The organism is Arthrobacter zhaoxinii (assembly GCF_024385505.1).
In the GTDB taxonomy this organism is placed as follows: domain Bacteria; phylum Actinomycetota; class Actinomycetes; order Actinomycetales; family Micrococcaceae; genus Arthrobacter_B; species Arthrobacter_B zhaoxinii.
This window is the reverse complement of sequence record NZ_JANFLT010000005.1, coordinates 659,390-679,641: the sequence shown is the minus strand read 5'-3', so window position 1 is coordinate 679,641 and position 20,252 is coordinate 659,390. Positions and strand designations below refer to the sequence as shown.

Below are 20,252 nucleotides of genomic sequence, written 5' to 3'. Positions count from 1 at the left end.
CTGCTGTCAATGAGTGGCTGCGGCCCTGCCCGGTTAGCGGCGCCGGCCCCGGGAAGGTTGCTCCCCGCCGGCTTTGTCTTCTGCCGGCTTGTCCTCCAGCGGATCAGGATCGAGGAAGGCCACGGTCAGGACCGCGGCGGTTTCCCGGATCTGCCACTCCCGGGCACCCAGCCCGCGCAGCGCGGCGCTGACGGTGTCCAGATTGATTTCCGTCGGCGGACGCCAGGCAACCCGCCGCAGATGATCCGGCGTGAGCAGGTTCTCCAGGGGCAGGTTCAGCTTCTCCGCCAGAGCGGTCAGCCGCGGCTTGGCGGTCTGCAGGCGGGCGGCAGCTGCCGGATCATTCTTGGCCCAGACGCGCGGAGGCGGCGGGGCATGGGTCGGAATGTGCAGCGGAGGAAGATCCGCAGTGGAGCGCGCCGCGGAAATGCAGCGCAGCCAGCGCGGCGCCTCCTTCTGCGCGGCCCGGCCGTGGAAGCCTGGGGTCTTGAGCAGCTGCGGAACCGTGGTGGGCATGGCCCGGGCGGCGGCGACAATGGCCGAATCCGGAATCAGGCGGCCGGGTGCAGTGTCCCGCAGTTCAGCCAGGTGCTCGCGTTCGGTCCAGAGTTCGCGGACGGCGGCCAACTGGCGGCGGTCCCGAAGCTGGTGCATCCCGGAGGTACGGCGCCACGGGTCCACCCGCGGAGGTGCCGGCGGCGCGGTACGGATGGCTTCGAATTCCTCCTCCGCCAGTTCCAGCTTCCCGGCTTCCTCAAGCACCCGGATCAGTTCCACGCGCAGCTCGGTGAGGACTTCGACGTCGAGCGCGGCGTAGCGCAGCCATGGTTCGGGCAGCGGGCGGGTGGACCAGTCGGCAGCCGAATGTTCCTTGGCCAGCGAGAAGCCGAGCAGGCTTTCGATGACGGCGGCCAGGCCTACGCGCGGGAAGCCGGCGAGGCGGGCGGCAAGTTCGGTGTCGAAGAGCTTGTCGGGCCACATACCCAGCGCCGACAGGCAGGGCAGGTCCTGGGTGGCGGCGTGCAGGATCCATTCAACGCCGCTCAGGGCCTCGTTGATGATCCGCAGGTCATCGAAGGCCTCGGGGTCAATCAGCCACGTGCCCGCACCTTCGCGCCGGATCTGGACCAGCATGGCACGCTGGCCGTAGCGGAACCCGGAGGCGCGTTCAGCGTCGACGGCAGCGGGCCCGGTGCCGGCGGCCAGCGCGGCGGCGGCACGTTCCAGGCCGCGGGGGGAGTCAATGACCAGCGGCACACCGTCCCGGGGAGTCTCCAGGACCGGTATCGGCTGCGGATCGGGCAGTTCCCCGGCTTCGGCAGGTGTGGTGCTGGACTGGTTTTCGGTCTTGCCGGGTATGTGCGCGGTCATAAGGATTCCATTCTACCGAGGAAGACAGCGGCCGCGGACAGCGCCGGACAGTGGTCAGCGGCGGGCGGGCGGCCCGTCCGGCAGCGGCTAGCTCCTGCGCCGGCCGGGAAGGGGAGTGACACCATACGGCAGCGGCGGCAGGCCGGCGAAGGTACACACCATGTCCGACCATGCTTCCAAATGGGACTGAACGTCAGCGTCGGCCGGGGTCCAGGAAGCCCGGAGCTCGATGTCGATTGAATCATCCCGGCGCTCCAGCGTTCCGTAGCTTTCCGAGAGCACACGGGTGGCGGTGCCGCCTGCCATGGAATAGCGCGCGCCGTGCTGCTCCAGTGCCTCCACCAGCCAGGTCCAGGCCACCGATCCGAGGAGCTGGTCGTTGCCCATGTCCGGTTCCAGCTCAGCGCGGATGTACGTGACAATGCGGAACGTCCCGTTCCACACGGGCGAACCGGCGGGATCGTGGAGAAGGATGAAGCGGCCGGTGGCCAGCTCCAGCTGGTCGGGGACCAGCGGGACGCCCGGGTCGTGCAGGCTGCCGGGCCCGACGGGTCCGGGAGTCAGCACCTCCGCACCGAGGGAAACTGCGTAGGGAGCCAGCCGGGTGGGCGCCGGGATCTCTTCCAGCTTCAACTCGGCCCGGCAGGCCGCCCGGCGCAGGGCGCCGAGGGCAGTCAGGAAATCCGGGGGCACCTGGGACAGGTCACCTATTGCACTCACCTCCGCAGACTATGGCCTGCAGAACACCGGGGTGGAGCAGGCTCGCCGCTGTGGCCGTTTCGTTACCTGCCGCTTCCGCGCCGGATCCCGCCGGACCGCGGCCTACAGGGGGACGGAAGACCGAAGCGTTCCTCTCGGTATAGCAGGACATGCGCGGCGGCAGTACCCCCGATGCGGGGCAACACTCGGCGGTTGGACGTCCTGCGACGGGCGTGTGCTCATTCGAAGTTCCCTGCAAAGGCATAGAGCATGATGGACACCCCGAAGAAAACTACTGCCACAAGTCCGCGGGTGTGCCTCCGGCCGGGGAAGCGTTTGGGCGTGGTCACCCACCACATGGCGGCGAAACCTCCAAGCAGCGCGACAATGCTTCCGAGCGCGTTCAGCAGATCATTCATGGCGGCGGTCTCGCCTTCCTATCGGTAAAAGCTGGTGGAAAAGGGGAAAGACGGCAGGCCGGCGGGAAACGATCCCGCCGGATTCACTGCCTGCTCAGTCTTTGAGGAGGGCGAGGAGTTTCTGCTGGGTGCTGTCCTCGGCAAACCCCGCGCCGCCGGCCCGGATAATGGCCAGCATCCGGGGCAGATTAATCAGTTCCACCTCCCCGGGCCAAGCTGTCCCGGAGGCAATGTTCCCCAGACCGTCCTGGGTGGGAATCAGCACAACGTAGCTCTTGATCTGCAGCCCGGGGAAAATCCGCTGGAAACGGTCCTGGGCCATGGCCATGTTCCGGGACATGTGCCGCGGTTTACCGACTTGTTCCCCGGTCGCGTTGTCCCGGCAAAGAAGCCATTGCCCGTCGCGGGTGTGCCAGGTGACATCGCCGGATGCGTAGTACTTCAAGTCGATGAGGTACATGGTTTTGCCTTGTACGACTATGCAGTCGACGTCAGTCTGGAACTTCGAGTCCGGACGTGCAACGCCGTCGTCGCCGGGCATTGCCACAGACCAGTAGGACGAGCAGTCGTCAATGAGGTCCTCCAGGCACAGGGCCTTGTAAAAACCCACCTCGCCGCGCTGCCCGTTGTAGATGTTGCTGCTGTCAAAGCCCGAGTCGAAAAGGCCCAGGCCTGCCAGCCCATGTGCCCGAAGGGAGACGGGGGCGTGGTACGAGCGCAGCTTGGCTGGTTCGAAACCGGTCATCTGCCCTTTGGCAGAGGGCCTGGCGCGGATGACGCCCATCTCGGGTGCCGGTTTCGCAGGCTCATACTGCCGCCGGGGCGTTCCGGCTTTCGTTCCCGTACGGGGTATATCGGGACGGCGGGCGTTCGACGGCGACGCGGAACGGTTTCCGGCTTTCGATGCGGCCGGCTTACCCATCGACCACAGCTTGAGGAGAACGCGGAGCTTTACTCCCATGGCAGCCTCAGACCCTGCGCCCAGTCCGACACTCCCCGGGAAAAGTCCAGGTACCCGCTCCACAGGTCCTTGCCGTTGTTGTCGGCCAGCAGCCAGAGCGTCACGGCGCTGAACAGCGCCGCAACCACCAGGACTTGGAGTGTTGAGACCACATTCCGGAAGACCCAATAGCGGACGGGCTGGCCCTTTGATACGGTTTTTCGTTCGGTCACGAGCGTGCCGCCTCCTTGCTGTGTTCTTCCGGTGCGTTATGCCCGGAGGTCTCGCTGTCGACGGCCCCTGCTGCAGGGCTCCCGGAACCGGCGGATAACGAACCGGCTCCGCCGTTGATGAGCGCCCAGTCGACGACCCGCAGCGGATGGGCAGGGGAATCAAGGGGCGTGCCCGGGGTTGAATCCACGGCGAAGTAGCCAACCTCCTGGAAGTCCGCTTCAATCCGCCGAACAAGGTTGTCACCTCCGTGGGAGTAGAGCCACGCTCGAACGCCTGCGCTGTCATTCGGCAATGGTTCCGAGGCGAAAATCTGCGCTACAACGTCGGCCTTCGTCACGACCACTGCAAGCTTCTTTTTCCTGAGGTCTTCACCGCTGTCCCGCAGCCGGTCGACGACGCTGGCATAGGCATCGCTGGCGCGGCCCTGGGCAACCTGCACGGCAACTCCGGACGGCCCCAGCTGCTCGCGGACTTCGGGGATGGTCAGCGGATCCAGGAGGAACAGCAGCGAGGTACTGAGGTCCAGGTAGCCAAGGGACTCGGAACTGCCGGAGTGGACGAAGTTCTCGCCGGCGGCGTCCATGAGGTGGAGTTCGACGTCGGAGCCGTGCCCGGTGATCAGGAAGGGGTACCCCTCCGGGCGGTCATGGTGCTGGGTTTTTAGGGGTGCGCTGCCAGCGGACGTTTCCTCGACTGAGCTGGCCAGGAACTGCTCTGCCGCCGGCGTCAGCGCAGTTAGTTTAGTCGGGGTGCCTTCGTCCTCGCTCATGGACCGGAGCGAAACGGCTGTGGTCGCGAGGAACTGGGTCTTACCGGACCCCACCGACCCAAAGACGGGTGCAACAACAACGCGGCGCGACCCGGCGCCCTGGGGAAGTTCCGCTTCGCAGAAGGGGCAGTGCGCCGTGAGGACCCGGGACGCAGCGGCTACGGTGAGCGGAATTTTTGCCTCACATTCGCAGATCCTCGAACGGACGCCCAGCGGACCGGGGTTTACATCGCGGTGGATACGCGGGCACTCCGGATTGGGGCAGCGATAGCTTGGCATATTGGTTTCCCGGTAGCATCTCGTGCATTTAACGGTGGCGGAATGCTTTTTCATATGCCGGCTCTCGCGGATCCGCAGCAACCGCGTGGTAATCCACTGCGCACCTACAACCAGGGCCTGGATAAGCGCCACGATGGTCATCCAGAGGAGAATCCCGCTGAACAAACCCAGAATGAACCCGTATGCCGGAATCCTCAGGATCAGGAACCGGGTTGCGCCCAGAAACGCCTTCATCAGGACTTTGCCGGAGGTGGGCCACCATACCGTGGACACGTCATGTACGGCAGTAGCGAGGTACTTTGCCTCACGGCGGACAGCAGCGGCGTCAAAGCGTAATTGATAGGGCACATACAGGGGCCAGGCATGGTCCCAGCCGAATTCTTTGGCGGCCCCCTTCGGGGCTCCCTTGAAGATTTTCCCGTCTCTGACGCTCTGGGGTGTCGCGACTTTCGCGGTCTCAGCAGCGTGGCCGCGGAGTACCCGCAGCGGAAGGACAACACCCCAGATCAGTCCGGCAATGAAGGTGAAGGCAGTAACAATAACGATGCAGGCAATGAGAAATCCGAGAACCCTCATGGCATAGATGCTGGCAATCCAAACTACGTAGAACAGGATGATCAGGACGACGATGACGGCAATGACGTAGGGCATGCTTACTCTTCCTTGCTGCGGCGGGTGAACATGCCCTTGACCTTGCTGCCGGCGTCCGACGCACGTTCCTTGAGGGATGGAATCGACTCAATGAATGCGTCCAGATCCGCGACGGCTGTTTCGAGTTCAGAGTCCCGGGGATACTTGGCGGACAGGGTTTCGACGAGGGGTAGCCAGCGCCTGGTCTCCCTGGCGTTTGCCTCCTTGGGCTCCTGCCGCAGTATCCCCTCCACCTGCGCTTTGATGTACTGCTGCATGTTGCTGCTGGCGCCGACGGTCTCGACCCACGCCGCCCACAAATCCGCGTCCTTTGGCAGCTGTGTGTCGGCGGAGAGGACACGCCGCCAGGACTCCGGGCCCGGTCGCATCCCTGCGGTGCGCAGGAGAGCTTCGCGTTTGTCCACGGCCGCCCGGGCCACCCGGGCCGCGTCGAGCCAGGGCAGGAAGCGCAGGGAAGCGCCCGTAAGCGGTTCATCCGTGGGGTCCAGGGAGTCCCATGTTCCGGCACGCAGCTCCTCGAACGCAGCGCTCACCGACGCGGAATCAACGGCATCGATTTCGTTCACCAGCTGCTCGCGCAGTGTGGTCCGGGCGCGCGGAGCGCCGTACCAGCCATCGAGTTCACGCATGCTGCGGCTGTTTCGCCGCAGATACGCGGCCGCCCGGTCAATCGCGGGTACAAGTTTGTCGGCGGGCAGCAGTCCGGTCAGTGGCTGAACCAGGACCAGCAGCGGGCTGAGGGCCGGCGCCGGAGCCTCCCTGATGACCTGGGTAAGGTTTTCCACGAGGGACTCCGGTGCATCCAGCTGAGGCCACACCCATGCGCCGTCGGGGTTGATCTCCTGCACCCATGTCAAGGAGAACTCAGGTGCGGCGGCAAGTGATTCGAACGTGGGGGCAAGGAGCGCTTCAGCCAGTCCGGGGATCCCCGACTCTGCGGCAAAGCGGGTGGCCCGGGCCGCCCGGGCGAAGTCCTCCGCGCTCTGGAGCTGGTAGGAGGAGACGGCTTCCGCCAACTCGTCGAGGTAGAGTTCCAGGTCGCTGCGCAGCCCGTTGCTGGCGAGCCCCTCGATGATTGACACCCCGAGGTCCCATTCCTCACGCCCTACGCGGGCCGTGCGCGTGCCTGTGACTACTTCGGCACCTGCCGCGCCGTACCGGACACCGATGGCCGGCATCCACCGCTGGGCGATGTCGATGACCTCGAGGGCATCGAACGTTTCCAGCCTCAGCGCCCAGTCCAGCACCAGCCTGGCTGAGTCGGAAGGGTCAATCCCGGAGATGGTCCGTTCCAGAATGTTGATCGTGTGAGCCCCTGAAACCGGCCCCCGCATCAGATCCGGGTGCATACCCACGAGTCCGGCACTGGTCTGGTACGGATCCGTGACGAATGCCCGAAGTTCCAGGCGGTCGGCTGCCTGGGCATCCAGCAGAAGTGTCCCCAGTGCCATCCACCGCAGAACAACCTGCAGGTCATCATGGATGAGGATGACCTTTTGAGGGCTCTCGCCTGTGGCACTTTCAAGCATGGTGAGGAACTCCGGCAGGACCTGCTGCACCCAGGTATCGCTGCGCAGCCAGGAAAGCAGGACATCGGCTTCAAAACCGCTGCTCAGTTCAAGGGGTGCGAACCATGGCTCGCAGGTGGTGCTGTCCGCCTTTTCCAGGTTCCAGTTCACGGCCGCCAGGATCTGTGCCGGGCGGTAAGGGCGGATGTCCTCCGCTGACTTTGTCACCACGGCCTGGGTCAGCTGGTTTCCACGGCGGCCGTTTTCCGTGGTGCCGGTGGAAAGGCCCCGCGAGAAGTAGAACCGTCCGTCCCGCTGCATAAATGCTGCTGACGGCGGATGATCGCGGTCCTCCCGTTCCATCGGCCACTGGGTGCTTATCTGGTGAAGCATAAGCTCACGGATGGCCTTTTGATCGGCTCCGTCGATGCCCGGCGAAACGGACTGGAAATTGAAGCCGTCAACGCCGTCAACTGCTTCACCGGCCCGGACATCGGTATAGATGCTGCTCTCGAATGCCACCGCGAACCCCTATCCGTCGCTCTTCGGGATGAAACCGCGGTCGGCCATCAGCCACAACAAAGGGTCGGCAACGCGGTGCGGCAGCACACCGCGGGAACTGACGGAACCGGAACGGTAATCGGGTTCCGCTCCAAGCGCTGAAACACCGAACAGACGGAAGTTGTCATACTCGAGATCAAGTTTTCGAAGCAGGCCGTCCCCGCCCCAGTTCGCCACCAACGCCATGACGTGGTCGTGAATTGTCCGGGATTCGTCGTCGTCGAAGGAACCGCTGCCTGAGGACGGCTGGCGCAGCGGGTGGGAGGCAGGAATCTGGTCGAAGAAAGCGTCGATCTTGGAAACGACCACCGCGAGGGGGACCTTGATCTTTTTGTTCCTCTTGACGTTGTGAGCGCTCTGCAGGACAAAGGTAATGCCGTCGAGAGCTGATTCAGGCGTGTCCGAGTCACTGGCTGCAGCGCCCAGCTGCTCGGCCCGCTCATGGTTTTCCGGGAAGGCGAAGGGGTCCAGAAGAAGAATGACTCCGGACGCCTGGCCCAGGTATTGCTGCATCATGGCTGTTTCCTGGCGGGAAACGTCTTCGCCGGCGGTGTCGTAAAAGGAAAAGATGGTGGACGCCGTTTTGCCCTTGCGGGCGTATTTCCATTCGTAAACAGCGGGCGTTTTTTTCACGGTGCCGCTTGCGGGCGTCTGCCGGGGGAGCGAGCCGCCTTCGCGGGCCATGTCCTTTTCATACTGGGCCAGGTCCCGGGCCAGGCCCGTGGAGCCGCCCGGTGTATCGATAGCCGCGTCGAACCGGCGGGCAACGCTCTGGACGAGCTCGCGGTGAAGGACGGACAACAGGACGGTCTTACCCGAGTTGCGGACTCCGATAAGGCCGAACAGCGGTGAATTATTGTCGAGTCCCCGCGGCAGGATGCTGTGGCAGGACGGACACATCCGGATTCCGCTTTCACCGCCGCAGTTGCCGCAGGAAGCTGTGGATTTCCCCAGGAGATCCCTTTGCTGTCCCGGTTCCGAAATCGCCGGCAGGACGGGGGTGCCGTCGGAGAAGGCCTCCCCGCGTTTGGGATCGGGGACCGGTTTGCAGGGAGTCCGGCCGGGGGCGCCGCGGCCGCTGCAGCGGAAAGCAACCTTGTTCACGTTGAGTTCGGCGTAGCAGTAAGGACAGGCGGTTGCCTTGGAGGGAAGCAGCGAGGAAAGCACTGTCAGCCTTTCAATTGGGAGGTCGGCGGGGCAATGAGATTGGTTTCGCCGTTGCCCTGTGTGAACAGAGACAGCCAGAAGGGCGACTTGACCTTGCCGAGGGGAATTTCGTGCCGGGAACTGGTCCCCGTGGTGAAGTCAAGGGCGAGGTGTTCAATCAGCTTGCCGTCGGTACTGCTTGTCGGCATGATCTTTCCTTCTTTGAGGATCAGATCCGTGTCAACCGTGGAACCGGCGGCGCTGGACTCGGCTGAGACAACGCATGTCACGTTTCCGGTGAAACTCCGCTTGATCCGCACTTCATAGTGGATCGTCAGCCGGGAACGGGCCTGCAGCGGCACCGGAAGGGGTGTCGAGGTGAGCCGTTCGTCGTCGACGGTAATGACGGTTGCGATGGTGAGGCCGTCAGCTGCGGCTCCGTTGACGATTTTCACACCGCCGTCCGCCCGGTATCTTGCCCTCGTGACCCGACGCGTCCGGGGAACTCCGTCGAGCTTCCAGGCAACTTCCATGATGTAGTCACCCTGCGGCCACTCCCAGGAAACCCGGAGATCATCGCCAAAGGCTTCCGCAACCACAGCGGTTGGCTGCGGGGCCGAACCCGAGAGGACCCGGTTGCCGACCAGGAAACCTTCATCGTCCACGGTCAGGGGGACAACCGTGTTGATTCCGGGGAATGCCCTGAACAGCACGCGGGTCTGGGTGCCGGACTTTCCACCGCCCGGGAGGGGCTGGATGGCCTGCCCGCCGCTGGCTTTTGCCTGCTGCAGGGACATGCGGTGTTCCGGTACTTCGCTCAGTGGCGGAAACCTCCACAGCTCGACGTCGAACCCATCGGGGCCGCTCCACGTCGCCCGGACGACGCCGTCGGAGTCCGGACTGGTCAGGAGCAGATCGGTGACGGCAGAGGCTTCGCCCCGGGGGACGACGACGATCGACACGGCCTCGGAGAACTTCCGCCCGTCCGGGAGCAGGTAGTAGGCCTTGACCGAGAAGCGGTAGCTGGCCCCTGTCTTGAGTCCCGTGGCGCGGAACGTTGAGCCGGTCGACACCTCCGTTTCAATGCTGTTCCCATCGGGGCCCAACCGGGTGACTACTACCCCCGCAGCGTGGGAGGGGCGGGACCAGGTGATCAGGGCACTGGTGGGAGCCGACGACGCAGCCAGGTCCGAGGGCGCAGGAAGTACCGCAATGGTGTCGGTTCGCGGACCGGAAAAGACCGTGCCGTCCCGGCTGGCAAACACCGCGTAACTGACGCTCCGGCCTGCCGGCGCTGCAGCGTCGCGGTAGCTGCCGGCACGGATTCCTGCCGCCAGGATTTTGCCGTCCTGCGGGGTGGCGGGGGCGCGGCCCTCGTCGCGGACCACCGTATACACCAGCGAATCGGCCTGCGGCCAGCGCAGCATAACGCCGGCACTTTCCACCCGCAGCGTCAAGGATGACGGTGCTGCCGGAGGGACGGCGTCCTGCAGGGAGGCCAGGCGATCATCCGCCTGGTCGATTCGCATGGCGTCCGTGACGGCCGTCAAAGCGGCGGGGAAATCGCCCGCTTCCATGGCCTGGTGGTAACGCTGGAGCAGTGCCTTTTTCTTATCGGTGAGCTCTGCAATCCGTGCCGTGAGGATGCCGTACTCGTTTTCCTCGTCCTCGGCGGGAACGATGGACGTCAGTGCAGCGCTCGCCTCCGCCAGCAGTCCTTCGCTGAGTTTGTCCCGTACTGTTCCCAGGCCGGTGCGGGCCGCGCCCGTCCCGCTGCTGAGGGTACTGACCAGGCGCGAGGTGTCGTCAACGTGGAATCCCCTGCGGACCAGGTCGTCACGGACCTCGAGTTTCGGCTTTCCCCGGCCCAGTTGTGCGCCGACCCAGTCCATGACCGTGCCGAGCACGAGCTGCTGCAGGTCCGTCTGTGACACGGCGATGTCTTTGGCCGCTCCCAGGAATTTCTGGGCGTCCTGCAGTGCATCCGTGTCCTGCCCGCGTTCACTTTGGCGCCGGGCGGCGTCAATGTCGGCAACTGTGAACGGCTTCCCGCCCGCGGTCAGCTCGTCGAGAAAACGCACATCCTTGATATCGCCGCTTCGGTGCAGGAGCAGCAGGTCGAGAACGGACCGGTACTCGGGGTTCCGGGCAGCGGCACGCCAGACGCTCTTGAGCTTTTCCGGAACCCCCGTGGCGTCAAGCTGCAGTTTCGTGAAGACCTGCAGTCCCTGTTCGCCTGCAATATGAAAGATGCTCTTGTCCGTCACCCCCGCGACTCCAACGGTCTGGAGCCGGGACAGCAGTTCGCCGCTCTCAACAAAACCGAGGGGATACTCGGCCCGGAGCTTGCGGAGACCTTCCTCCAGGTCCGTGCGGACCCGCTTCTGCCGCTGTTCCTGGAGCCGGCCCCAGAACGACGGATCGGTCAGGACATGTCCCTGCTTTTCCAACAGCTCCAGCAGGGCTTTGAGAAGCGGTGCCGATGGCAGCTGGCCGGCCTTATTAAGGGCAGGGACAATCTGTGCCTTCCATCCCTTGAGCTCTTCCGCCTTGACCGGACTTGGTATGTCGTAGAGGACATTCAGATCCAGCCGGGCATAGGACGTACTGTCCGGATCCTGGCGCAGCTCGGCAAGGACTTCCCGGAGCTGTTCGTAACCTTCCCCCTTGGACGTAGGCTTCAGGACCGTGTCGCGGTATTTTTTTGCGTCGAAACCTGCCATTGCGTCGGTGGCCTAAGAGCGAAGAGCCAATGCGGTGACTTTGGCAGTCTCCTCATCGACCTGTTCCTGGGTGAGTACCGAGACCATGGCCTCGAGCTCGATCTGCTCCTTGCTGACGTCGTCGGTCACGATCATCTTCACGATCCCTTCGCCGGTAATGGTGACCGTGATGTCGATGGGGGACCCCTTGGGCAGCCCTGCCGGAAGCGGCAGAGATGCTGTTTTCAGCTCCCGATTGTCCGCGGGGACCTCCGATTCGCGCTCCCCGCCCTGCTCGTAGATGGAGATTTTGACCGAGCGCTGGCCGTTGACCAACGTGCGGGCCCCGATGGGTTCAGGGGTCTTGGGGATGGAGTCATTGGCGCTGGCAAAGAACGAGATGTACCCGATCTCGTCGTTTTCGTCACGCGAGAACTCAACGCCCACTCCGCGTGCCAGCACGTTCTCGATGGTCAGGGACGTGGCACCGCCGAGGAACGGGCGGGGTGCGGCATCTGCGGCGTCGCCGCGCATGGCGTCTTCTCCCTCGGACAGGAGGACCTCGTCGACGGCTGACTGGCCGTAGATCGCCGCTCCCTTGGCGACAGCCAGATCGAAGTCGGTCGGCTGGGGATCCCAGCCCAGGCGGTCCGTGAGAGCGGCGGAGATCATGGGCATGCGCGAGGAGCCGCCCACCAGCAGAACCCGGTCAATGGACAGGCCCGCTTCCTTTTCCGACGCTGCGTCAAGGGTGCGCGAGGAGATTTCAATGGTCTGGTTCACCAGGTGCTCTGTAGCGGCCTCGAACTCGGCCCGGGTCACCTCGATGTTGGCCTTCTTGCCCTCGTAGGAGCAGCGGATAGTAGCGCTTTCCCGTTTCGTCAGGGACTTTTTGGTCTCTTCTGCACCAAGACGCAGGTCCAGCATGAACTCTTCGTCGTAACGGGGGTCATCGTCGCCCAGATCGGCCTGCGCCACGAACTTTTCGACAATCAGGTCCACTAGTGCGGAATCCCAGTCAGCGCCGCCCAGCTTCCGGTTGCCGTCAACGGCTACTACTTCAACCCGCCCGGAGTCGACCCGCATCACGGTAGTATCGAACGTTCCGCCGCCCAGGTCGTAGACCATGATGGTTTCCGCTTTGCCGCCGCTGATTCCCAGGGACAGCGCTGCGGCCACGGGCTCTGTGACGATGCCGATGACCTCGAGCCCGGCTATGGTGCCGGCCTGCCGCGTAGCCTCGCGTTCCTGGACGCCGAAATACGCCGGGACCGTGATGACAACCTTGGTTGCTTCCCCGCCCGACTCCTGATTCGCGGCGCTGACCAGTTCCTTCAGGATCAGCGCCGAAATGGCCTCAGGTGAGTATGTTTCCCCCTGAAAATGCTGCGGGTATTCCGTCCCCATATGCCGTTTAATCAGTAGGCTTGCATTATCCGGATCGGTTATGGCGACGCGTTTCGCCTCCGAACCGACAATGGCTGCTGAAGGACTTTCGAAGTAAACGACCGAGGGAGTGGTCTGCTCGCCCTCGAAATTGGGGATGATTTCCGCAGCCCCGAGGGAACTGATCCGGGCGATGGCCGAGTATGTGGTACCAAGATCGATGCCGTAAACGCTGTCATTCATGTAAATCGAAAGTCCTTTGCTCCGTGATGTTCTGGTGGCTGCGGGGATGTCCCGGAAGTTAGCTGGTGGATCGGTCGGAATCGAGGGCTGTCTCCGGAGCCGGTGCTGTGTAGCGGTAGACACTGACGCGGGCAGGGAGCATTACCCGATCAGCCCCGGCATATCTGTACCCCTGGCGCTGGACCCGCTGAATCCGTCCATCGAGTTCCAGGTCCGCCGTGGGAACAATCCGGGCGCCGTGGTGAAGTTTGGAGTCGAAGGTGATTCCGGGTGCCGCCCCCACGGGTTCCACGTCGTAAAGAGCCAGTAGTTCGTCAATGGAGATCGCAAAGAACTCAAAATCCCCGGCGCTGGAGGAATCGCGGCCCCGGGCGTCCGCAGCGGCGTCGACCGCTTGTGCCTGCATCGTGGCAAGCCGCTCAAAAACAGGCTTGAGGAGCACACGGACCTGATCGCTCTGCAGGCTTTCGATACGGGTATGAAGGAGCCTGTTGGTTTCTTCGTAGTGCTCTGCCCGCGAGTGGAAGGACTCGAGTGCAGCATTGATGCGGCCAAGCAGGGCGGTGCTGTCATCGGGGATGGGCGTTCCGCCGGCTGCCTCCAGGGTTCCGCCTGCCGTCTCAAGGGTTTCAGGAGCATCAGCCTGGATTTCCTCAGGCGGTTCAGCCGCGGAATCCTCCGCGGAGCCTGCCACCGCATCAAGGTCTTGCACGGTGCCCGTGTCTGCCGCATCGTCCGCATCAACTGATGAACCGGTTTCGCGGCCGGGGGAAAGGTCGTTGGTCAAAGCTGCTCCTCGAAAAATCGCGGCTATATCAATAAAACGAGACAGCACCGCGGGACTTTGCAATTACTATTCACGGCGGTTTAAGCCATGAAGGAATGGCGCGGACCGTGCGATAGCGAGCCTATAGCCTTTTGGCACAACATTCGGTCAGGGTATTACTTCGGGACTTATCGTTGCATAATCGTCACCTTGCCGGAATGCGGCAGATGCCCGGGTCCTGATGCCGGGCATTTGTATAAAAAACAAAAAGCGCGGTCCCGGATATACCCGGGACCGCGCTCTATGCGGTTTGTTCATGCTGCTCTAGGCGTTCAGCGGTGCCGGATCGGCAGCAACTTCACGGGCGATTGCCGCAGCAAAGGCATCGACATCATCCTCGGACGTATCGAAGGTGCACATCCAGCGGACCTCGCCGGTTGACTGGTCCCAGTCATAGAAACGGAAGTCGCCGCGCAGCCGGTCGGCAACGCCGGCGGGCAGCTTGGCGAAGACGGCGTTGACCTGGCTGGGCTGGGTGATTTCCACGCCGTCGATCTGCTCGACGGCGGCGCGCAGCCGGCTGGCCATGGCATTGGCGTGCGAGGCAGAGCGGTGCCACAGATCAGTGCCGTACAGGGTGACGAACTGGGCGGAGATGAAGCGCATCTTGGAGGCCAGCTGCATGTTCATCTTGCGCAGGTAGTCCAGGCCGGGGGAGGCCTCGGGGTCAAAGGTGATGATGCATTCGCCGTACATCATTCCGTTCTTGGTGCCGCCCAGGGAAAGGATGTCCACGCCGGCATCGGCGGTCATCTCCTTGAAGGACACTCCGAGGGCGGCGGCGGCGTTGCCCAGCCGGGCACCGTCCATGTGCAGCTTCATCCCGCGGGCGTGGATGTGGTCCGCGATCGCGGCGATTTCCTCCACCGTGTACAGCGTGCCGAGCTCGGTGGACTGGGTGATGGACACGGCCAGCGGCTGGGCGCGGTGCTCGTCGCCCCAGCCCCACGCCTCGCGGTCGATCAGCTCGGGGGTGAGCTTGCCGTCGTCGGTGGGGATGCCCAGCAGCTTCATGCCGCCGATGCGCTCCGGGGCGCCGTTCTCGTCCACGTTGATGTGCGCCGTCGTCGGGCAGATGACCGCACCCCAGCGGGGCAGCAGGGACTGCAGGGCGGTGACGTTGGCGCCGGTGCCGTTGAAGACCGGGAACGCGCGGATGTGGTTTCCGAACTGCTCGGTCAGGACCTCGCGCAGCTTCGCGGTGTACACATCTTCGCCGTAGGCCACCTGGTGGCCCTGGTTCGCGGCGGTGAGCGCCGCGAGGATTTCCGGATGGACACCGGAGTAGTTGTCGGAAGCAAAAGCCTTAATTGCGGTGTCGTGCAGGGGGAGTATGTCAGTCACGGTCCTAGTATCTCTTACCTTGATGTAGTTCAGGTCACTTCGACGGTACGAGGCGAATTCGCTGCCCGTTGACCTCTGCGGCATCCTGCTGGAAGAGCCGGACGACGGCGTCGGCCAGGTCCTCCACGTCGGTGTAGCCGGGGAACCTGCGGTCCGGGGCGGCGGTGCGCTGCGCGGAGTCCACCAGGGCCTTGACGACGAAGACGACGGCGGCCGAGTGCTGCGGTGCGGGGTTTTCCTTCCGTCCCGACTGGCTGCCCTGGAACCCCGCGGCGACGGCCCGGACCCAGGCTTCCGCGGCGGCCTTGGCGGCTGCGTAGCCGGCGCCGGCAGCGGTGGGGGAATCCACCGCCGTGGAGGAAACGATCGCCAGGCGTCCGACCGGGGAGGCCGCGAGCTGGTCGTAGAAGCTGCGGCTGACGTTGCGGAGCGTACGCAGGATGTTCGTTTCCAGGAAGTCCCAGTCCTGCTCGCTCTGGGAGCCGATATCCGTACCGGCCCGCCAGCCGCCCACCAGGTGGATCAGCCCGTCGATGCCGCCGTAGGTTTCCTGCAGATCGGCCGCCAGGGCCGCCACCTCCCCGGAGTCGCCGAGATCGCAGGTGCGCCGATCGGCGTCGTCGGCCAACGTGTTTGCCAGGCGTGCTGCGTCGCGGCCGACAGCCACCACTTTGGCGCCGGCCGCTTCCAGTGCCCGGCAGACGGCGGTGCCGGAGGCGCTGCCCGCTCCGGCCACCAGGACGGTCCGGCCCGTCAGCGGGGCTGCACCAGCGGGCGCGCCGGGCTCAGTGCTCATTCGGCGGTGCTTCCCGTGATTCCGGCGGTGGATTCGATCACCGGGGCCATCTTCTTGGACAGGGCTTCGTAGAACATGGACAGCGGGAATTCGTCGTCGAGCACCTGGTCGGTGAGTCCGCGCGGCGGCCCGTCCAACGGCAGGGCCTTGGGCCCCTGGGCCCAAACCGATGCAGGGTTGGGCGTCAGCGTCCCTGCCACCAGGTCGTACGCGGCCAGCCAGTGCGCCGTCTTGGGCCGGTCGATGGAGCGCCAGTAGAGTTCCTCGATTTCCGCACCAAGGCGGACGACGACGTCGGCGGTCTCCTCCCAGTCGATGCTCAGTTTCCCGTCGGTCCAGTGCAGGACATGGTTCTGGTGCATCCAGGCGAAGAGCAGCTGGCCGCCGAGCCCGTCATAGTTGCGTACCCGGCTGCCGGTGATGGCGAAGCGGAAGATGCGGTCGAAGATCACTGCGTACTGCACCAGGCGTGCATGCCGCCGGGTGTCCTCCGGGGCGTCCTCGTCGCGCTGGATTTTCACGGCCTCGCGGAACGCGGTGAGGTCGCAGCGCAGTTCTTCCAGCGAGTAGAGGAAGTAGGGCATGCGCTGCTTGATCATGAACGGATCGAAGGGGAGGTCGCCGCGCATGTGGGTGCGGTCGTGAATGAGGTCCCACATGATGAAGGTTTCCTCGGCAAGCTTCTGGTTATGCAGGAGTTCCGCGGCTTCGGCCGGCAGCTGAAGGGAAGTGGTGTCCGCGGCGGCGGCCAGGACCTTCCGGAAACGGGCTGCCTCGCGGTCGGCGAAGATGGCACCCCAGGTGAAGGCGGGCGTTGCGCGGACTGCAACGGTTTCCGGGAAGAGCACGGCGGAGTTGGTGTCATAGCCGGGGGTGAAGTCCAGGAAACGGATCGGTACGAAGAGGCCGTTGGAATATTCGCCTGCCTCCAGCTCGGCGACGAACTCGGGCCAGATCACCTCAATCAGCACTGCCTCCACGAAGCGGTTGGTGGAGCCGTTCTGCGTGTACATGGGGAAGACCACGAGGTGCGCCAGCCCGTTGACGCGGTCCCGCTGGGGAGAGAAGGCCAGCAGGGAATCGAGGAAATCAGGTTCGTTGTCCAAGCCGCCGGCCACCCAGCGCTCGAAGTCCTGCACTACCAGGCGGAGATACTCGGCGTCGTGCTCGAAAGCCGGAGCCAGTGCCGTAACGGCGGCAGTGATGGTTCCGATCAGCTCTACTGCCTCGGCGTGATGCTCGGAATCCACGGATCCGTTCTTGTTCTGCAGCGGCTGCAGATCGGTGGCTGCCTGCTTCAGCGCCTGCCATGCCTCGGAATCCGCGGGATTGCTGCCCGGTGCCGGTGCAGGGAAGGAGGTGCGGGAGGGCGGAGGGAACGCGTGAAGAGACATGGCTGCAACTTTCAGGTGCGGGAGCCGTTCCGAAGGGCTCATGGGAATTGCGGCCAGCATACTCACGAAAAACTAACGCTTACTGAAAACCCACCTATTGATAAGCAACTCTTATGCTCCCGCCGACTTCGTCGTAACGACCATAAGCCGGGCTTTGCCTGCCGCATCGGCTGACGCACGTGGGCAGCACGCGGTGGCGCCCGGAACAGAACGAAGGGCTGCCCCCTGGTCCGGGACAGCCCCCTCGCTCGGTGGTTAGCGCGCGTCGTTAGAAGCGCACGTTCCGAAGATACCGGTAGCCGACCGCCGCAGTCCGGAGCGGGGTGACGTCCGGCTGGTCGTTTTCCACAATGTACTCCTGCGGCTGGTGCGCATCGAAAATGCGTGAGAAGTCGATGGTTCCGGCACCTAGATCAGCGAAATCGCCGGTAGCATCGCGGTCCTTCACGTGGTACTGCAGAACCTTCTGGGGTGCCTCTTTTATCGTGTCAATAGCGAACTGGACGGGGTCGGAAGCTCCCACGCCAACACCGCCGGTGACCGCCCAGTACAGATCGACTTCCAGGTGGACCAGCCTCGGGTCGAGGCGGCTTGTGAAAATGTCCCAGGGGGTGAGCCCGCCCCCGAGATCCGTAGTGAACTCGTGCGCGTGGTTGTGATAGCCGTATTTAATCCCGGCCCTCCGTACGACAGCCGCTTCCGCGTTCATCTGGTCTGCCCACCGGTACCAGTCATCTGCACTGTCCGACGCAAGGTATGGAACAACCATGTACGTCTGACCGAGCGTCAGTGCGTTGGAGATCTTTGCCTGCAGATCCGCGGGCGTCGCACTTATCCCTTCGTGGCTGGAAGTGGCCTGAATTCCGGTACGCTTCAGGGTTCTGCGCATTTCCCTGGCTGTTCGCCCGTAGTACCCGGCCAGTTCGACACGCTTGTACCCGAACCGTGCAAGTTGTTGGAACGTCGCGTCGACATTCTCCTCGGTAATGATCGACCGCAGCGTGTAGAGCTGAATACTGATGAGCCATGGGGGAACCGTCTGCTTCGGCCGGTGTCCGTGGCCCGGTTTGCCGTGGTGTCCGGGTCCGTGTGCGACGGCGGGAGCTGCCCCGGCACCGGCCAGGCCGACCCCCACGCCCGCGGCGAGCGTTCCGCGGATGAAGTTGCGTCGGTCCACCCCCTTTTTTTCAAGAGAACGATTTAGTGCACCTGATGCGTCAAATCCAAAGCACATACTCTTGCCTTTCTGACAGTAAAACGCATTCTTTCGCCGCCTTCGTTGGCAATAGCGAGAACACGCGCTGGGGCGTCACTGGGGTGATTCACCGGGCTGATGAAGAAAGGCCGCCGTCGCCGACAAGCTGTCCGCCACAACTCGGTATCTAGCACTTGGGCCAAGATGTCCTTTTGTTGTCTGAAACCACTACCAGACGCCCGGGCGTACCGTTAGGGCAAGCTTCGAAAAGCAATGCCTGCTATCGGTCCTACCCTTTCAGGTACGAGTTGGAGCAAAGGGGGTGACTGGAAATGAGTCCGTCGCATGAGGCTAGGACGGGGTTTTGGTGTCTGTCAAGCAAAAGTCGTCGACAGGGCGCCGGGTAAGCTCAGTGGCTACTCGTTACGAGAGCCGGGAGACCATGGCGTCGATGCGCTGAGGGGACATGGCATGGTGGATTGCCAGCATGCTGGCGCCCAGCACACCGGCGTCGACACCGGAGTTGGAGTGCACGATCCGAAGGTGCTGGGTGGCAAGCGGGATGGTACGCGAGTACACCGTTTCCCGGATGCCGGCGATGAAATGTTCGCCCGTGAGGGCCATGGATCCCCCGATGACAATCACAGATGGGTTGATAAGGCTGATGCATGCCGAAAGCACTTCGCCGACGTCGCGCCCGGCCTGCCGCACGGCATGGATGGCCTCCGTGCTTCCGGCACGAACGAGTTCCACGATGTCTTCGCTGCCGCTGGCCTCCAATCCCAGTTGCCGCAGCTTGGACGCCACGGCAGGGCCGGATGCTATTGCCTCCAGACAGTCAGTATTTCCGCAGTGGCAGGGGACTCCGCTGCCGCCGTGCACGCGGATGTGCCCGATGTCTCCGGCGACACCGTCCGCCCCGCGCTGCAGCATGCCGCTGGAGACAATGCCTGAACCGATTCCGGTGGCAACTTTGACGAAAAGCAGGTTGTCGACCTGGGGCCAGGCCATATTGCGCTCGCCCAGGGCCATGATGTTGACGTCATTGTCGACCAGGACCGGTACATGGAATTGCGCCTCCAGATAGCCAGGCACGTCATAGCTGTTCCATCCGGGCATGATGGGTGGATTGATGGGCCGGCCGGTGCGGTGTTCCACGGGTCCGGGGAGTCCGATGCCGACAGCCAGGAGGTCGTCCAGGGAACGGCCGGTGCCCTTGAGCAGTTCCGTGCCGAGTTCGACGACCGCCTCCAGGACTGCCTCCGGACCCCGTGTGATTTCCAATGTGCGTGCAGATTGGGACAGTAGATGCCCGGTGAGGTCCGTGACGGCCACCTGGAGGTGGGAAGCGCCAATGTCCACTCCGAGCACAACCCGGCTGCCCGCCTTGAGCGCAATCCGGGACGAAGGCCGCCCACCGGTGGATACGGCATCCTGAACGAACCCTACGAGGCCCAGGTCCATAAGGGCTTCGATCCGAAGTGTGACGGTGGAGCGCGCCAGCCCCATCTGCTCGGCGAGCTCTGACCGGGTCCGTGGTTTCCCGTCGCGGAGGATTTGAAAGAGCTCGCTCGCTCCGGACGATGCAAGACCGCTTACGTTACTTATGTCACTCACCGACTCATTACAGCATAAAGGCGACGGAACCCCTGACTTCAAGACCTTCGCGTGGAACGACACCACGGCCCTTCTTAGGGACCGCTGGCGAAGGCAAAACAGCCTTCAGGGACAGGGGAAAATCAAAGTTCCACCCCGCCTCCACGGCGCATCGACAGAATGACGGTACTGC

The 20,252-nt window shown here is 63.8% G+C and carries 17 protein-coding genes; 1 reads left to right on the top strand and 16 read right to left on the bottom strand.

Translation table 11 applies throughout. The annotated features are described in order from the left end of the window. Positions 1-33: 33 nt before the first annotated feature. The 16 genes from NNX37_RS10620 to NNX37_RS10545 all read right to left on the bottom strand — a co-directional run bounded on the left by NNX37_RS10620 (position 34) and on the right by NNX37_RS10545 (position 19,798). Positions 34-1,371, bottom strand: coding sequence for an HRDC domain-containing protein (locus NNX37_RS10620; RefSeq protein WP_255792595.1), 1,338 nt, complete (start codon positions 1,369-1,371; stop codon positions 34-36). Positions 1,372-1,458: 87 nt separating this feature from the next. After that, positions 1,459-2,082, bottom strand: a complete 624-nt coding sequence (locus tag NNX37_RS10615; RefSeq protein ID WP_255792840.1) for a DUF3000 domain-containing protein — start codon at positions 2,080-2,082, stop codon at positions 1,459-1,461. 227 nt (positions 2,083-2,309) lie between these two features. Then, positions 2,310-2,489 (bottom strand): hypothetical protein, encoded by a 180-nt coding sequence (locus NNX37_RS10610; RefSeq protein ID WP_255792593.1) that lies wholly within the window; start codon positions 2,487-2,489, stop codon positions 2,310-2,312. A 94-nt stretch (positions 2,490-2,583) separates the two neighbouring features. Further along, the gene (locus NNX37_RS10605; protein WP_255792591.1) at positions 2,584-3,234 is read right to left on the bottom strand and encodes a nuclease-related domain-containing protein; all 651 of its coding nucleotides are present in this window, start codon (positions 3,232-3,234) and stop codon (positions 2,584-2,586) included. A 206-nt stretch (positions 3,235-3,440) separates the two neighbouring features. After that, a complete protein-coding gene (locus NNX37_RS10600) occupies positions 3,441-3,662 on the bottom strand; it encodes a hypothetical protein (RefSeq protein ID WP_255792589.1) in 222 nt (73 codons plus the stop codon). Continuing rightward, entirely contained in the window at positions 3,659-5,362 is a 1,704-nt protein-coding gene (locus NNX37_RS10595) for a TRAFAC clade GTPase domain-containing protein (RefSeq protein ID WP_255792586.1), read from the bottom strand. Before NNX37_RS10595 ends, NNX37_RS10600 begins: the two co-directional genes overlap by 4 nt. 2 nt (positions 5,363-5,364) lie before the next feature. Further along, entirely contained in the window at positions 5,365-7,392 is a 2,028-nt protein-coding gene (locus tag NNX37_RS10590) for a GAP1-N2 domain-containing protein (RefSeq protein ID WP_255792584.1), read from the bottom strand. Positions 7,393-7,401: 9 nt separating this feature from the next. Further along, complete coding sequence (locus NNX37_RS10585; RefSeq protein WP_255792583.1) at positions 7,402-8,598, bottom strand: TRAFAC clade GTPase domain-containing protein; 1,197 nt, start codon at positions 8,596-8,598, stop codon at positions 7,402-7,404. Between the two features lie 2 nt (positions 8,599-8,600). After that, positions 8,601-11,300 (bottom strand): fibronectin type III domain-containing protein, encoded by a 2,700-nt coding sequence (locus tag NNX37_RS10580; protein ID WP_255792582.1) that lies wholly within the window; start codon positions 11,298-11,300, stop codon positions 8,601-8,603. A gap of 12 nt (positions 11,301-11,312) precedes the next feature. After that, the gene (locus NNX37_RS10575; RefSeq protein WP_255792580.1) at positions 11,313-12,908 is read right to left on the bottom strand and encodes an Hsp70 family protein; all 1,596 of its coding nucleotides are present in this window, start codon (positions 12,906-12,908) and stop codon (positions 11,313-11,315) included. A 58-nt stretch (positions 12,909-12,966) separates the two neighbouring features. After that, positions 12,967-13,695: a nucleotide exchange factor GrpE gene (gene grpE, locus NNX37_RS10570; protein WP_255792578.1), complete on the bottom strand. Its 729-nt coding sequence runs from the start codon at positions 13,693-13,695 to the stop codon at positions 12,967-12,969. Positions 13,696-13,998: 303 nt separating this feature from the next. Then, positions 13,999-15,078 (bottom strand): threonine aldolase family protein, encoded by a 1,080-nt coding sequence (locus tag NNX37_RS10565; protein WP_255792577.1) that lies wholly within the window; start codon positions 15,076-15,078, stop codon positions 13,999-14,001. Positions 15,079-15,112: 34 nt separating this feature from the next. Further along, positions 15,113-15,874: an SDR family oxidoreductase gene (locus NNX37_RS10560; protein WP_255792575.1), complete on the bottom strand. Its 762-nt coding sequence runs from the start codon at positions 15,872-15,874 to the stop codon at positions 15,113-15,115. Further along, the gene (locus NNX37_RS10555) at positions 15,871-17,268 is read right to left on the bottom strand and encodes a DUF6421 family protein (RefSeq protein ID WP_255792573.1); all 1,398 of its coding nucleotides are present in this window, start codon (positions 17,266-17,268) and stop codon (positions 15,871-15,873) included. Before NNX37_RS10555 ends, NNX37_RS10560 begins: the two co-directional genes overlap by 4 nt. 268 nt (positions 17,269-17,536) lie before the next feature. After that, positions 17,537-18,445 (bottom strand): sugar phosphate isomerase/epimerase family protein, encoded by a 909-nt coding sequence (locus NNX37_RS10550; protein ID WP_255792571.1) that lies wholly within the window; start codon positions 18,443-18,445, stop codon positions 17,537-17,539. Between the two features lie 441 nt (positions 18,446-18,886). Further along, positions 18,887-19,798 (bottom strand): ROK family protein, encoded by a 912-nt coding sequence (locus NNX37_RS10545; protein ID WP_308206316.1) that lies wholly within the window; start codon positions 19,796-19,798, stop codon positions 18,887-18,889. Between NNX37_RS10545 and NNX37_RS16535 the strand changes: the two genes are divergently transcribed. After that, a complete protein-coding gene (locus NNX37_RS16535; RefSeq protein WP_308206317.1) occupies positions 19,772-19,990 on the top strand; it encodes a hypothetical protein in 219 nt (72 codons plus the stop codon). The genes NNX37_RS10545 and NNX37_RS16535 overlap by 27 nt on opposite strands. Positions 19,991-20,252 lie beyond the last annotated feature (262 nt).